The organism is Kluyvera sp. STS39-E, from assembly GCF_040932435.1.
In the GTDB taxonomy this organism is placed as follows: Bacteria; Pseudomonadota; Gammaproteobacteria; order Enterobacterales; family Enterobacteriaceae; genus Kluyvera.
This window is the reverse complement of sequence record NZ_JBFQGA010000001.1, coordinates 60686-74458: the sequence shown is the minus strand read 5'-3', so window position 1 is coordinate 74458 and position 13773 is coordinate 60686. Positions and strand designations below refer to the sequence as shown.

At 53.8% G+C, this 13773-nt stretch carries 19 protein-coding genes; 11 read left to right on the top strand and 8 right to left on the bottom strand.

All coding sequences use genetic code 11. The annotated features are described in order from the left end of the window. Positions 1-17: 17 nt before the first annotated feature. The 7 genes from murA to mlaF form a co-directional block, all read right to left on the bottom strand. Positions 18-1277 (bottom strand): UDP-N-acetylglucosamine 1-carboxyvinyltransferase, encoded by a 1260-nt coding sequence (gene murA / locus AB4K05_RS00355; RefSeq protein WP_368478088.1) that lies wholly within the window; start codon positions 1275-1277, stop codon positions 18-20. A gap of 65 nt (positions 1278-1342) precedes the next feature. Continuing rightward, positions 1343-1597: a BolA family iron metabolism protein IbaG gene (gene ibaG / locus AB4K05_RS00350; RefSeq protein ID WP_035891140.1), complete on the bottom strand. Its 255-nt coding sequence runs from the start codon at positions 1595-1597 to the stop codon at positions 1343-1345. A gap of 137 nt (positions 1598-1734) precedes the next feature. Continuing rightward, complete coding sequence (mlaB, locus tag AB4K05_RS00345) at positions 1735-2025, bottom strand: lipid asymmetry maintenance protein MlaB (RefSeq protein ID WP_368478087.1); 291 nt, start codon at positions 2023-2025, stop codon at positions 1735-1737. Next, a complete protein-coding gene (gene mlaC / locus AB4K05_RS00340) occupies positions 2025-2660 on the bottom strand; it encodes a phospholipid-binding protein MlaC (protein WP_368478086.1) in 636 nt (211 codons plus the stop codon). Before mlaC ends, mlaB begins: the two co-directional genes overlap by 1 nt. 18 nt (positions 2661-2678) lie before the next feature. After that, complete coding sequence (gene mlaD, locus AB4K05_RS00335; RefSeq protein ID WP_368478085.1) at positions 2679-3233, bottom strand: outer membrane lipid asymmetry maintenance protein MlaD; 555 nt, start codon at positions 3231-3233, stop codon at positions 2679-2681. A 4-nt stretch (positions 3234-3237) separates the two neighbouring features. After that, the gene (gene mlaE, locus AB4K05_RS00330; protein WP_052283629.1) at positions 3238-4020 is read right to left on the bottom strand and encodes a lipid asymmetry maintenance ABC transporter permease subunit MlaE; all 783 of its coding nucleotides are present in this window, start codon (positions 4018-4020) and stop codon (positions 3238-3240) included. 7 nt (positions 4021-4027) lie between these two features. Beyond that, positions 4028-4840, bottom strand: a complete 813-nt coding sequence (gene mlaF, locus AB4K05_RS00325) for a phospholipid ABC transporter ATP-binding protein MlaF (protein ID WP_368478084.1) — start codon at positions 4838-4840, stop codon at positions 4028-4030. A gap of 188 nt (positions 4841-5028) precedes the next feature. On the opposite strand from mlaF, the gene AB4K05_RS00320 reads away from it, so the two are divergent. The 11 genes from AB4K05_RS00320 to npr are packed head-to-tail and all read left to right on the top strand — an operon-like array spanning position 5029 to position 12905. Beyond that, the gene (locus AB4K05_RS00320; RefSeq protein ID WP_368478083.1) at positions 5029-6003 is read left to right on the top strand and encodes a calcium/sodium antiporter; all 975 of its coding nucleotides are present in this window, start codon (positions 5029-5031) and stop codon (positions 6001-6003) included. A 14-nt stretch (positions 6004-6017) separates the two neighbouring features. Further along, entirely contained in the window at positions 6018-7004 is a 987-nt protein-coding gene (gene kdsD / locus AB4K05_RS00315; protein WP_368478082.1) for an arabinose-5-phosphate isomerase KdsD, read from the top strand. A 15-nt stretch (positions 7005-7019) separates the two neighbouring features. Continuing rightward, positions 7020-7586, top strand: a complete 567-nt coding sequence (gene kdsC, locus AB4K05_RS00310; protein WP_368478081.1) for a 3-deoxy-manno-octulosonate-8-phosphatase KdsC — start codon at positions 7020-7022, stop codon at positions 7584-7586. Continuing rightward, positions 7583-8158 carry an LPS export ABC transporter periplasmic protein LptC gene (lptC, locus tag AB4K05_RS00305; RefSeq protein WP_368478080.1) on the top strand — a complete coding sequence of 192 codons (576 nt, stop codon included), beginning with the start codon at positions 7583-7585 and terminating at the stop codon, positions 8156-8158. The genes kdsC and lptC overlap by 4 nt, the downstream gene beginning before the upstream one ends. After that, positions 8127-8681, top strand: a complete 555-nt coding sequence (gene lptA / locus AB4K05_RS00300) for a lipopolysaccharide ABC transporter substrate-binding protein LptA (RefSeq protein WP_368478079.1) — start codon at positions 8127-8129, stop codon at positions 8679-8681. The genes lptC and lptA overlap by 32 nt, the downstream gene beginning before the upstream one ends. 6 nt (positions 8682-8687) lie before the next feature. Further along, on the top strand, positions 8688-9413 hold the full coding sequence (lptB, locus tag AB4K05_RS00295) for an LPS export ABC transporter ATP-binding protein (protein WP_035891167.1): 726 nt from the start codon (positions 8688-8690) through the stop codon (positions 9411-9413). A gap of 44 nt (positions 9414-9457) precedes the next feature. Continuing rightward, positions 9458-10891, top strand: coding sequence for an RNA polymerase factor sigma-54 (gene rpoN, locus AB4K05_RS00290; protein WP_368478078.1), 1434 nt, complete (start codon positions 9458-9460; stop codon positions 10889-10891). 22 nt (positions 10892-10913) lie between these two features. After that, positions 10914-11201, top strand: coding sequence for a ribosome hibernation promoting factor (hpf, locus tag AB4K05_RS00285; protein ID WP_368478077.1), 288 nt, complete (start codon positions 10914-10916; stop codon positions 11199-11201). Between the two features lie 58 nt (positions 11202-11259). Then, complete coding sequence (ptsN, locus tag AB4K05_RS00280; protein ID WP_061281622.1) at positions 11260-11748, top strand: PTS IIA-like nitrogen regulatory protein PtsN; 489 nt, start codon at positions 11260-11262, stop codon at positions 11746-11748. A 33-nt stretch (positions 11749-11781) separates the two neighbouring features. Then, entirely contained in the window at positions 11782-12636 is an 855-nt protein-coding gene (rapZ, locus tag AB4K05_RS00275) for an RNase adapter RapZ (protein ID WP_368478076.1), read from the top strand. Further along, positions 12633-12905: a PTS phosphocarrier protein NPr gene (gene npr, locus AB4K05_RS00270; RefSeq protein ID WP_052283608.1), complete on the top strand. Its 273-nt coding sequence runs from the start codon at positions 12633-12635 to the stop codon at positions 12903-12905. Before rapZ ends, npr begins: the two co-directional genes overlap by 4 nt. A 110-nt stretch (positions 12906-13015) precedes the next feature. Here npr and mtgA read toward each other — a convergent pair whose 3' ends face one another. Continuing rightward, a complete protein-coding gene (mtgA, locus tag AB4K05_RS00265; RefSeq protein WP_368478075.1) occupies positions 13016-13735 on the bottom strand; it encodes a monofunctional biosynthetic peptidoglycan transglycosylase in 720 nt (239 codons plus the stop codon). Positions 13736-13773: the final 38 nt, after the last annotated feature.

Below are 13773 nucleotides of genomic sequence, written 5' to 3'. Positions count from 1 at the left end.
TTAACAACGAAAAACGATTACTCGCCTTTGATACGTTCGATATTCGCGCCTAACGCACTCAGCTTGTCTTCAATACGCTCATAGCCACGATCGATGTGATAGATACGATCTACGATCGTGGTGCCCTGAGCAATACAGCCAGCCAGAACCAAGCTTGCCGAAGCGCGCAGGTCGGTTGCCATAACCTGAGCACCAGAGAGTTGCTCAACGCCGTGGCAAATTGCAGTGTTGCTTTCGATTTCCGCACGTGCGCCCATGCGGATAAGTTCTGGAATGTGCATGAAGCGGTTTTCGAAGACCGTTTCGGTGATAACACCGGTGCCTTCAGCCACCATATTCAGCAAAGTGAACTGAGCCTGCATATCCGTCGGGAAAGCCGGGTGTGGCGCAGTACGCACGTTGACCGCTTTTGGTCGCTTGCCGTGCATATCCAGACTAATCCAGTCTTCACCCACTTCAATGTCAGCACCCGCTTCACGCAGTTTCGCCAGTACAGCATCCAGGGTGTCCGGCTGAGCGTTACGGCAAACAATTTTGCCACCGGAAATAGCCGCGGCAACCAGGAAGGTGCCGGTTTCAATACGGTCTGGCAGGACACGGTAGGTACCGCCGCCCAAACGTTTCACGCCTTCGATAGTGATACGGTCGCTGCCCTGCCCCGTCACTTTCGCGCCCATCGCGTTGAGGAAGTTCGCCGTATCGACGATTTCCGGCTCGCGCGCGGCGTTTTCAATGATGGTGGTGCCTTCTGCAAGCGTGGCGGCGCTCATGATAGTGACGGTCGCGCCGACGCTGACCATGTCCATCACGATGTGTGCACCTTTCAGGCGACCATTGACGGATGCTTTGACATAGCCTTCTTCCAGCTTGATTTCTGCGCCTAACTGCTCAAGGCCAGAGATGTGCAGGTCAACCGGACGCGCGCCGATGGTGCAGCCGCCGGGCAGGGAAACCTGACCCTGACCAAAACGCGCCACCAGCGGACCCAGCGCCCAGATAGAGGCACGCATGGTTTTCACCAGCTCGTATGGCGCACAGAATACGTCAACCGGGCCTGCGTCAATCCATACCGAACCATTACGCTCAACCTTCGCACCCAGCTGCGTCAGCAGCTTCATGGAAGTATCAACGTCTTTCAGTTTTGGTACGTTCTGAATCTCAACCGGCTCTTCTGCCAGCAAAGCGGCAAAAAGAATCGGCAGGGCAGCATTCTTAGCACCGCTAATGGTGACCTCACCCTGAAGGCGAGTCGGCCCCTGCACACGAAATTTATCCATCAAATCTAATCTCTGTTAAGTATTCACGTTCGCCAACGGAAAAGTGATGCCACTTTTCCCTAGGCTCAAAAACCGTTGAGTTTGCGATCGCGCGCCCACTCTTGCGGGGTATACGCTTTGATCGAAAGGGCATGGATGCGGTTATCCGCAAGATACTCCATCAGCGGGCCGTAGATAGTCTGCTGCTTCTTGACCCGGCTCATGCCATCAAACATCTCACCCACAGCAATCACTTGGAAGTGGCTGCCATCACCAGAAACGAGAACTTCCTGAAGGGAGAGTGCATTCATCAGCACGGTCTGAATTTCATTATTTTCCATAGGTTCGCATTTCATTTGAGAGTGAAAACAGCCCCACATCTTAGAGGAAAGTGGCGCAGTCTTAAACAAGCAAAAAGCCCCATCATTGAGATTGATGGGGCTTTAAGAATAACGGAAGCAATAACGCACTGAAATTTTTAAGGGATCATATCTTCTGGCAGATTATACAGCCCTTTTAGCGTAACCACTTTTTCGCTCACGCCTTCCAGATTCGCCGTACGACCTTGAGCGCGAATCAGGTCTACAAGGTGCACTAACAATGCCAAGCCCGCAGTATCGACGCGGCTCAAACCGCTAAGATCGATAGTCGACACACCCTGCGTAGCGTCCATTCTGGCATCCCAAAGGGAGACCAGAAAGTCCTGATCCAGTTCACCGTGCAGCGACAAGCGTTCACCGTCGCGCGTCCAGCTTAACTGTTCGGCCATTATTTTTTCTGTTCCAGGGTGATCGGCTGTGCAGAGATGGATTTCAGCTGTGCGGTCAGGCCATCGATGCCCTTGGTACGCAGTAGATCGCTCCACTCATTTTGCTTAGTGGTGATCATGCTCACCCCTTCAGCAATCATGTCGTAAGCCTGCCAGTTACCCGTCTGGGTATTTTTACGCCACTGGAAATCCAAGCGCACCGGCGGGCGGCCATTCGGATCGTTGATGGTGACGCGGATTGGAATGATAGTCGCATCGCCCAGCGCCTGCTCCGGAGCGACCTGATAGGTCTGACCATGGTACATCGCCAGCGCCTGACCGTAGGCCTGTTTCAGATATTCACGGAAAGCGATGAAGTAGGCTTCACGCTGCGCCGGGGTAGCATCTTTGTAGTAGCGACCCAGCACCAGCGCACCGGCGTATTTCACCTGCACATACGGCAGCAGCTCTTGGTCAACGATATCGCGCAGGTAGTTTGGGTTTGAACGAATCTTAGGCTGTTCATTTTTCAGGCGGTCGAACGTCTTCTGCGCTGCTTCGTTCATCAGCTTGTAAGGGTTAGTCTGATCTGCGGCAGTGGCTGCCGTTAATGGAGCAATCACCAGCATGGCGACCATCAGTAAACGTTTAAACATAACAAGTATCTCCTGAGATTAATTCGTCGAGCCAGTTGCAGGCGCCGTCGTATCAGTATGTCCATCGGTTGAATCCTTCGCATCGCCTGAATTCTGATTGTCACTGCCTTTGCTGTTGTAAAGGAACTGACCGATCAGGTCTTCAAGTACCATCGCCGATTTGGTGTCCTGAATAATGCTGCCATCTTTAAGGATAGACGTTCCCAGCTCAGGATCTTCAAAGCCCACGTTCAGCGCTAAGTACTGTTCACCCAGCAGACCCGAGGTACGAATAGCCAGAGAACTGGTATCTGGAATATGGTTGTAGCTGTCTTCGATATCGATAGCGACGCGCGGCAGGTAGGTTTTTGGATCCAGAGAGATATCGGCAACCCGCCCGATGACCACGCCGCCAATCCGCACCGGTGAACGGCTTTTCAGGCCACCGATATTATCGAAGGTCGCGTAAACGCGGTAGGTTGGCTCTGACTTAATCGACGACACATCTGCCGCTTTCAGGCAGATAAACAGCGCCGCCAGCAGGGCAACCAGCAGAAAAATACCGACCCAGATTTCACTCTTTTTCGTTTGCATTCACTCAATTCCCAAACATCAGTGCCGTCAGCACAAAGTCCAGCCCAAGAACCGCCAGCGACGCGTGCACCACGGTACGGGTGGTCGCTCGGCTAATTCCGGCAGAAGTGGGGATCGCATCGTAACCGTTAAATAACGCAATCCATGTCACCGTAATGGCGAAAACAACGCTCTTAATCAGGCAGTTCACCAGATCAAGGCGCCAGTCCACCGCATTTTGCATCGCTGACCAGAAGAACCCGGCATCAATTCCCTTCCAGCTTACGCCAACCAATGAGCCGCCCCAGATGCCCACGGCAACGAAAATAATCGTCAGCAGCGGCAGGGAAATCACACCGGCCCAGAAGCGAGGAGAGATGACGCGGCGCAGCGGATCCACCGCCATCATCTCCATACTGGAGAGCTGCTCGGTAGCGCGCATCAGGCCAATTTCCGCCGTCAACGCCGACCCGGCGCGCCCAGCGAACAGCAGCGCGGCGACTACCGGCCCCAGCTCACGTAGCAGCGACAGCGCCACCAGCATGCCGAGACTGGTCTCAGCGCTATAGGTGGTCAGCACCAGATATCCTTGCAGCCCCAACACCATGCCGATAAACACGCCCGACACAATGATGATAACCAAAGAAAGGACGCCGACGTTGTACAGTTGTCGCACCAGCAGCGGCGCATGTTTGCGAAACTCCGGCTTGCCAACAACGGCATTGAATAACATTAATCCAGCCCGCCCAAACGTCGCGATGGTCTTAATCCCGCGATGTCCAAGCGCTGCCAGTGCATTTAACAGCATGAGTCGTTTAACTCCCTGTGCCGATGAGATCGCGGCGATAGTCACCCGCAGGAAAACGGAATGGCACCGGGCCATCAGCGATACCGTCGAGGAACTGACGCACCCGAGGATCGGCATTTTCCTGCAACGAGGTTGCACTACCATGAGCGATGATTTTCTGGTCTGCCATGATGTACGCGAAATCCGCAATGCTCAGAACTTCAGGCACATCGTGGGAAACCACAATACAGGTGACACCCAGCGCACTGTTGAGTTCAGAAATCAACTTGACCAACACGCCCATGGTGATAGGGTCCTGCCCAACAAACGGCTCATCAAACATGATGAGGTCCGGCTCTAGCGCAATGGCTCTCGCCAGCGCGGCGCGGCGCGCCATCCCACCGGAAAGCTCAGACGGCATCAGCTTTGCAGCACCGCGTAGGCCGACGGCCTCCAGCTTCATCATCACCGTGCTTTTCAGCAGCGGCGCGGGCAAATTAGTGTGCTCGCGAATGGGGTAAGCAACGTTATCAAACACGTTCAGATCGGTGAACAGAGCTCCCGATTGAAACAGCATGCTCATACGCTTACGTACGGTATAAAGACGGGAGCGCGACATTTGAGGCACGTTCTCGCCATCAAAGAGGATCTCTCCGCTATTCGGGGGGATCTGCCCGCCGATAAGGCGTAACAGCGTGGTCTTGCCAATCCCCGACGGCCCCATAATCGCGGTGATTTTGCCGCGGGGTACCGAAAGCGATATGTTGTCGAAGATGACGCGGCTGCCACGTGAAAACGTGACGTCACGCATATCGACCAGATTCGCTAGATTTTGGCTCATAGGCTTACCTTTCCAGGTCCTTAAGTAGGGCAAACTCCTGCTTGCCCCCGCATTCTTACAGAATCCTAACCGCTCTGGTTAACGAAATCTGGCATTTGTTTTACTTTTCCTGCGCATAAAGTCAAAATTAGGAATTCGTCACGTCCAGAGGTGCGGACCGGCGATTATACCCGAATAAAGGACTTTAGATGCTCTTAGCTACGGCTCTGTTAATTATTGGTTTACTTCTGGTGGTATACAGCGCTGACCGCCTGGTGTATTCCGCGTCTATTCTTTGCCGTGCTTTAGGGGTCCCACCGCTGATTATTGGCATGACTGTTGTCAGTATAGGCACATCGCTCCCGGAAATAATTGTTTCCGCCGCCGCCTCGCTTCACGGGCAGGTTGATGTCGCCATCGGTACCGGTATCGGATCCAATATCGTCAACATTCTATTGATCCTCGGGCTCACCGCGGTGTTGCAGCCGTTTACCGTGCATTCTGATATCCTGCGCCGCGAAATACCGCTAATGTTGGTAGTGAGCCTGCTGGCAGGGTATGTGTTGTATGATGGCGAACTGTCCCGTCTGGACGGCGTGTTTTTAATTATTCTCACCGTCCTGTGGCTGTTGTTTATCATTAAAATAGCCCGGTTGGCCGAACGCCAAGGCAATGACAAATTTACGCAGGAGCAGCTAGCCGAGCTGCCGCGCGATGGTTCATTGCCCGTCGCCTGCCTCTGGCTCGGCGTGGCGCTTATCATCATGCCAATGGCGACCCGGATGGTTATCGATAACGCCACGGTAATGGCGAACTATTTCGCCATGAGTGAACTGACACTTGGCCTGACCATCGTAGCGCTTGGTACCAGCCTACCAGAGCTTGCCACCGCAATTGCCGGCGTGCGAAAAGGCGAAAATGATATTGCTGTCGGCAATATCATCGGCTCAAATTTCTTTAATATCGCTATCGTTTTGGGGATCCCTGCCCTGATCGCACCCGGGGCGTTTAACCCACTTGCGTTCAGCCGAGACTATGGCGTGATGGTAGCGGTAAGCGTTATTTTTGCCCTACTGTGCTGGCGCCGCCGCCAGATAGGCCGTGGTGCAGGCTTGCTGTTAATCGGCGGATTTATGGCATGGCTGGCGTTCCTCTATTGGGGCACGCCGCTTTTCATCGAATGAATCGGGATAACACTATGTCGCAAATAGATTTGCAGCCAAATTTCGATTTCCTGCAGGCAGGAAAAGAGGTTCTGGAGATTGAACGGGAAGGGCTGGAACAGCTCGATCAATACATTAACCAAGATTTCAGCGACGCCTGCGAGAAGATTTTCTACTGTAGCGGCAAAGTCGTGGTGATGGGGATGGGCAAATCCGGGCATATTGGTCGTAAAATGGCGGCCACGTTTGCCAGCACCGGCACCTCGGCATTCTTCGTCCATCCCGGCGAAGCGGCCCACGGCGACTTAGGTATGGTTACGCCGCAGGATGTGGTTATCGCCCTGTCCAACTCAGGCGAGTCCAATGAGATCCTCGCGCTAATCCCGGTTCTAAAACGTCTGCGCGTTCCGCTTATCTGCATGACCAGCCGACCAGATAGCAGCATGGGGCGCGCCGCCGATATCCACCTGTGCGTAAAAGTTCCCCGCGAAGCCTGTCCGTTAGGGCTGGCCCCCACCACCAGCACTACCGCTGCGCTGGTCATGGGAGACGCACTTGCCGTCGCATTGTTAAAAGCCCGTGGCTTCACGGCAGAAGATTTTGCCCTGTCGCACCCCGGTGGCGCACTGGGCCGCAAGCTGCTGTTGCGAGTTAACGATATCATGCACACTGGCGACGAAATTCCGCACGTCAGCGTAGACGCGTCACTGCGCGACGCGCTGCTGGAAATCACCCGTAAAAACCTGGGGATGACCGCCATCTGCGATGACAACATGCAGATTAAAGGTATTTTCACCGATGGTGACCTGCGTCGGATCTTCGATAACGGCGTTGATGTTCGCACTCTCGGCATCGCCGACGTGATGACGCCGGGCGGCATTCGCATTCGCCCAGGTATTCTGGCGGTTGACGCCCTGAACCTGATGCAGTCACGTCATATCACCTGCGTGTTGGTTGCCGATGGCGACCATCTGCTAGGTGTGATACATATGCACGATCTACTGCGCGCAGGCGTAGTGTAATCAAGGATATATAGAATGAGTCATGCTGTTGCCCCGGTTGCCACCTGTTACGGCCCGGTGAGCCCACAATTTATTGCGCGGGCGGAAAAAGTTCGTTTGCTGATCCTCGATGTTGATGGGGTGCTCTCGGACGGCCTTATTTATATGGGCAACAACGGTGAGGAGCTAAAAGCCTTCAACGTGCGTGACGGCTACGGTATTCGCTGCGCCCTCACCTCCGGTATCGAAGTGGCGATTATTACCGGGCGAAAAGCTAAACTATTAGAAGACCGCTGCGCTACGCTTGGCATCACTCACCTCTACCAAGGACAATCGGATAAGCTCATCGCCTACCGTGAACTGCTGGCGAAGCTGAATCTACAAGCGGATGAAGTCGCCTACGTGGGTGACGATTTGATCGACTGGCCGGTGATGGCGGAAATCGGCCTCAGCGTCGCCGTTGCCGATGCGCACCCGCTGCTGTTACCGCGCGCAGATTACGTGACGCGTATTGCCGGCGGTCGTGGTGCTGTCCGTGAAGTATGTGACCTGTTGCTGCTGGCGCAAGGTAAGCTGGACGAAGCCAAAGGGCAATCGATATGAGTAAAACCAGACGTTGGGTTATCATTCTACTGTCGCTGGCGGCACTGGTCCTCATCGGCCTCAATCTTGCCGACAAGGATGACCCGAGCCAGTTTGTGGTGAACACCAATGACCCGACCTACCAAAGCGAACATACCGATACCGTGGTATACAGCCCGGAAGGCTCACTCAGCTATCGGTTAATCGCCGAACATGTGGAGTATTTTTCCGACCAAGCGCTGTCGTGGTTTACCCATCCGGTATTAACCACCTTTGACGCTAACAAGGTGCCAACTTGGTCGATTAAAGCGGATAAAGCCAAACTGACCAACGACCGCATGCTGTACCTTTATGGGCACGTTGAAATCAACGCGCTGACAGAAGATGCACAACTGCGTAAGATTACGACGGATAATGCCCAGGTTAACCTGATTACTCAGGACGTTGCCTCTGACGACCTTGTGACGTTATACGGAACATCATTTAATTCCAGCGGCCTGAAAATGCGCGGCAATTTACGCAGCAAAACCGCCGAGCTGATTGAAAAGGTTAGAACCTCTTATGAAATTCAGAACAAACAAACTCAGCCTTAAGCTGGCGCTCGCCGCTTCATTACTGGCAGCTAGCCTGCCGGCCATGGCAGTCACCGGCGATACCGATCAGCCGATTCACATCGAATCCGATCAGCAGTCGCTGGATATGCAGGGCAACATCGTGACCTTCACCGGCAACGTGGTGGTGACTCAGGGCACAATCAAAATTAACGCCGACAAAGTGGTCGTGACCCGCCCGGCGGATCAAAAAGGTAAAGAGGTCATCGACGGCTACGGCAATCCGGCGACCTTCTACCAAATGCAGGACAACGGCAAGCCGGTGAAAGGCCACGCGTCGAAAATGCGCTATGAGCTGCAAAACGACTTCGTGGTGCTGACCGGCAACGCCTATCTTGAGCAGTTGGATAGCAATATCAAAGGCGACAAGATTACCTACTTGGTCAAAGAGCAGAAGATGCAGGCGTTTAGCGACAAAGGCAAACGCGTGACCACCGTTTTGGTGCCGTCACAGATTCAGGACAAATCCAAAAGCCAGGCCCCGGCCGAGAAGAAGAGTAACTAATTCGTTATGGCGACATTAACTGCAAAAAACCTCGCGAAGGCGTACAAAGGCCGTCGCGTCGTGGAAGATGTCAGTCTGACCGTAAATTCCGGTGAGATTGTGGGTCTGCTTGGGCCTAACGGCGCAGGTAAAACCACCACCTTCTACATGGTGGTCGGGATCGTTCCACGCGACGCTGGCAATATCATCATCGATGACGAAGATATCAGCCTGCTGCCGCTGCACGCCCGTGCGCGCCGCGGGATCGGCTATCTGCCGCAGGAAGCCTCTATTTTCCGCCGCCTGAGCGTCTATGACAACTTGATGGCTGTGCTACAGATCCGTGACGATCTGAGCAATGAGCAGCGTGAAGATCGTGCGAAAGAGCTGATGGAAGAATTCCACATCGAACACCTGCGCGACAGCTTAGGTCAGGCGCTCTCCGGTGGTGAACGTCGCCGCGTAGAAATTGCCCGTGCGCTGGCAGCAAACCCAAAATTTATCCTGCTGGATGAACCATTTGCCGGTGTCGACCCGATTTCCGTTATCGATATCAAACGCATTATCGAACACCTGCGAGACAGCGGTCTTGGCGTCCTTATCACCGACCATAACGTGCGTGAAACGCTCGCGGTATGTGAGCGCGCCTATATCGTCAGCCAGGGGCATCTGATTGCCCACGGAACACCTCAGGAGATCCTACAAGACGAACATGTTAAACGCGTGTATCTTGGGGAAGACTTCAGACTCTGATAGGGTATGGTTAACGACGTTAGCAGGAGAAATTCGTTCTGAACATGAAGCAAGGTTTGCAATTAAGGCTCAGCCAACAGCTTGCCATGACGCCGCAGTTGCAGCAGGCGATCCGTCTGTTGCAGTTGTCAACGCTGGAACTTCAGCAAGAACTCCAGCAAGCACTGGACAGCAATCCCCTGCTTGAGCAAACCGATCTTCACGAGGAAGTAGAAACCCAGGAATCCGTTGATGCCGAAACTATCGACAGCGTCGATGCATTGGAAAAGACGGAAATGCCCGAAGAGCTGCCGCTCGACGCCAGTTGGGATGAAATCTACACCGCCGGAACGCCATCGGGCACTGGAGTTGATTATCAGGACGACGAACTGCCAATCTATCAGGGTGAAACCACCCAGTCCTTGCAGGACTATCTGATGTGGCAGGTCGAGCTAACGCCGTTTACCGAAACCGACAGGGCAATTGCGACATCTATCGTTGATGCCGTTGATGAAACCGGCTATCTCACCGTTACGCTGGAAGATATTCGTGAAAGCATTGGCGATGACGAAATAGGCCTTGATGAAGTAGAAGCGGTGCTTAAGCGCATCCAGCGCTTCGATCCAGTGGGTGTTGCCGCCAAGGATCTGCGCGATTGCCTGCTGATCCAGCTGTCACAATTCTCCCCGGATACGCCGCGAATTACCGAGGCCCGGCTGATTATCTCCGATCATCTCGATCTTCTCGCCAACCATGATTTCCGCTCGTTGATGCGCGTTACCCGTCTGAAAGAAGACGTGTTGAAAGAAGCCGTCGACCTGATCCAATCGTTAGATCCTCGCCCCGGCCAGTCGATCCAAACCGGTGAGCCGGAATACGTGATCCCTGACGTTTTGGTCCGCAAGGTAAGCGGTCGCTGGATGGTTGAGCTTAACGCCGACAGCATTCCGCGTTTGCAGATAAACCAGCATTACGCTGGCATGTGTAATAACACCCGCAATGACGCCGACAGCCAGTTTATTCGCAGTAACCTGCAGGATGCTAAATGGCTTATAAAGAGTCTTGAGAGCCGTAATGACACGCTTTTACGCGTCAGTCGCTGCATCGTTGAACAGCAGCAGGCCTTTTTCGATCTTGGCGAAGAATATATGAAACCGATGGTGCTGGCGGATATCGCCCAGACCGTCGAGATGCATGAGTCCACCATTTCGCGTGTCACCACGCAGAAGTATTTGCATAGCCCACGGGGCATTTTTGAGCTTAAGTATTTCTTCTCCAGTCACGTGAGCACCGAAGGCGGCGGCGAAGCCTCGTCTACTGCTATCCGCGCGTTGGTGAAGAAATTGATTGCCGCGGAAAATCCCGCGAAACCACTGAGCGACAGTAAACTGACCACCATGCTCTCTGAACAGGGTATCATGGTGGCACGGCGTACCGTTGCAAAGTACCGAGAGTCTTTATCCATCCCGCCGTCAAACCAGCGTAAACAGCTGGTCTGACTCTACTGATAAGGAAGACACTATGCAGCTCAACATCACTGGACACAACGTCGAAATTACCGATGCGATGCGCGAATTCGTCAATGCGAAATTCGTTAAGCTCGAACAGTATTTCGAGAGGATCAATCAGGTCTACATTGTGTTAAAAGTGGAGAAATTGACGCACATCTCGGATGCAACATTGCATGTTAACGGCGGCGAACTTCACGCCAGTGCGGAAGGGAAAGATATGTACGCCGCCATCGACGGCTTGATCGACAAACTGTCGAGACAGTTGAATAAACACAAAGATAAACTAAAACAACACTGATTGTCCGAGCTACCGCCCGCTATGCCCTGTGTATGGCGGGCGGTGCTTAGGTGAAATTATGACAAATAATGATTCAGCTCTTCAACTGAGCAACGTCCTTAACCAGGAATGTACCCGCAGTGCCGTGCACTGTCAGAGTAAAAAACGTGCGCTGGAAATCATCAGCGAGCTGGCGGCTAAACAGCTTAGCCTGCCTCCGCAGGTGGTGTTCGAAGCCATCCTGACCCGTGAAAAGATGGGCAGTACTGGCATCGGCAATGGCATCGCTATTCCTCACGGGAAACTGGAAGAGGATACGCTGCGCGCAGTGGGCGTTTTTGTACAACTGGAAACGCCAATTGCCTTTGACGCCATTGACAATCAGCCTGTGGATTTACTGTTTGCCCTGCTGGTGCCAGCCGATCAGACGAAAACCCACCTGCATACGCTGTCGTTGGTGGCAAAACGTCTGGCGGATAAAACCATTTGTCGCCGCCTGCGCTCAGCGCAAAGCGACGAAGAGCTTTACCAAATCATCACCGATACGGAAACCCACGATGATGAATAGTGGACATCACATCGTACTGAGGAGAGACGGTACATGGTACTGATGATCGTCAGCGGCCGCTCTGGCTCAGGCAAATCTGTTGCCCTGCGCGCGCTGGAAGATATGGGTTTTTACTGCGTCGATAACCTGCCGGTAGTGCTGCTGCCGGAACTGGCGAAAACGCTGGCCGACCGTGAGATTTCAGCGGCGGTCAGTATCGACGTGCGTAACATGCCGGAATCTCCGGAAATCTTTGAGCGGGCGATGGATAATCTGCCGGAAAACTTCTCGCCGCAGCTGCTGTTCCTCGATGCCGATCGCAACACGCTGATTCGCCGTTACAGCGACACCCGCCGTTTGCACCCGCTGTCGAGCAAAAACCTCTCGCTGGAAAGCGCCATCGATGAAGAAAGCAACCTGCTGGAGCCGCTGCGCTCACGCGCTGATCTCATCGTTGATACTTCCGAAATGTCCGTCCATGAGCTGGCCGAAATGCTGCGCACCCGCCTGTTGGGTAAACGTGAACGTGAACTGACGATGGTGTTTGAGTCCTTCGGCTTCAAACACGGTATCCCTATCGATGCTGATTACGTCTTTGACGTGCGCTTCCTGCCGAACCCGCACTGGGACCCGAAGCTGCGTCCAATGACCGGTCTCGACAAACCGGTGGCCGCCTTCCTCGATCGCCACACAGAAGTTCACAACTTTATTTACCAGACCCGCAGCTATCTTGAGCTATGGTTACCTATGCTGGAAACCAACAACCGTAGCTATTTGACGGTGGCCATTGGTTGCACCGGCGGTAAGCACCGTTCGGTCTATGTTGCCGAACAGCTGGCTGACTACTTCCGCTCACGCGGTAAGAACGTGCAGTCTCGTCATCGGACGCTGGAAAAACGTAAATCATGACCGTAAAGCAGACCGTTGAAATCACCAATAAGCTGGGCATGCACGCGCGCCCAGCTATGAAGCTGTTCGAACTGATGCAGGATTTTGACGCCGAGGTACTGCTGAGAAACGATGAAGGCACTGAAGCGGAAGCCAACAGCGTGATTGCGCTGCTGATGCTGGATTCGGCGAAAGGCCGCCAAATTGAAGTCGAAGCCACCGGACCTCAGGAAGTTGAAGCGCTGGCGGCGGTGATTGCGCTGTTTAACGCCGGATTCGACGAAGACTAGTCTCGTAGGCCGGATAAGGCGTTTACGCCGCCATCCGGCAATACAGCGATGCCTTACCATGCCTGATGGCGCTACGCTAATCAGGCCTACACAATTCACTGCACCTGCAGCTAATAAAGCTTATTCTCCCGCATAAACCCTTCTCCGCCCAGTTGCCGCATCTGGCGTAAAATCCACGCCTGACGACTGCGCACGTAACCCGACGGTGCGTTAGCCTTAAAGCGAATCGGGTTAGGCAGCACGGCGGCCAATAGCGCAGCTTCCGCCATCGTCATTTTACTGGCAGGCTTATGGAAATAGCGCTGGGACGCGGCTTCTACACCAAACACTCCATCACCAAATTCGGCAATGTTCAGATAGACGGTCAAAATGCGCTTCTTGCTCCAGACGGTCTCAATGCCCAGCGTCAGCCCGGCCTCTAGCCCCTTACGGACCCAGTTGCGACCATCCCATAGGAACAGATTTTTTGCCGTCTGCTGTGACAGCGTAGAAGCACCACGAATACGGTTTTCGTTGCGCTCATTGTGGGCCAGCGCTTTCTCAATCGCCGAGACATCAAACCCCCAGTGCTCCGGGAATTTCTGATCTTCCGCCGCTATCACCGCCAACCCCATCCACGGCGATATCTCATCCATGCTCACCCAATCGGAATGGGCGACATAGCCGAAGTTCCCCGTGAGCCACGCCCCCAGCTGACGCTCAATCATCACGGCTGAGAATGGAACCGGTAAAATGCTGAACAGGGCAATGCCGCCGCCCCAGAAAAGCGCCAGCAGCAACAACAGACGCCCTAACAGACGTTTTAGCCCCGCTACTTTCCTCAAAGCCATCTTCCTCACGCTAACCCTCTGACGCTGATTAATATTTC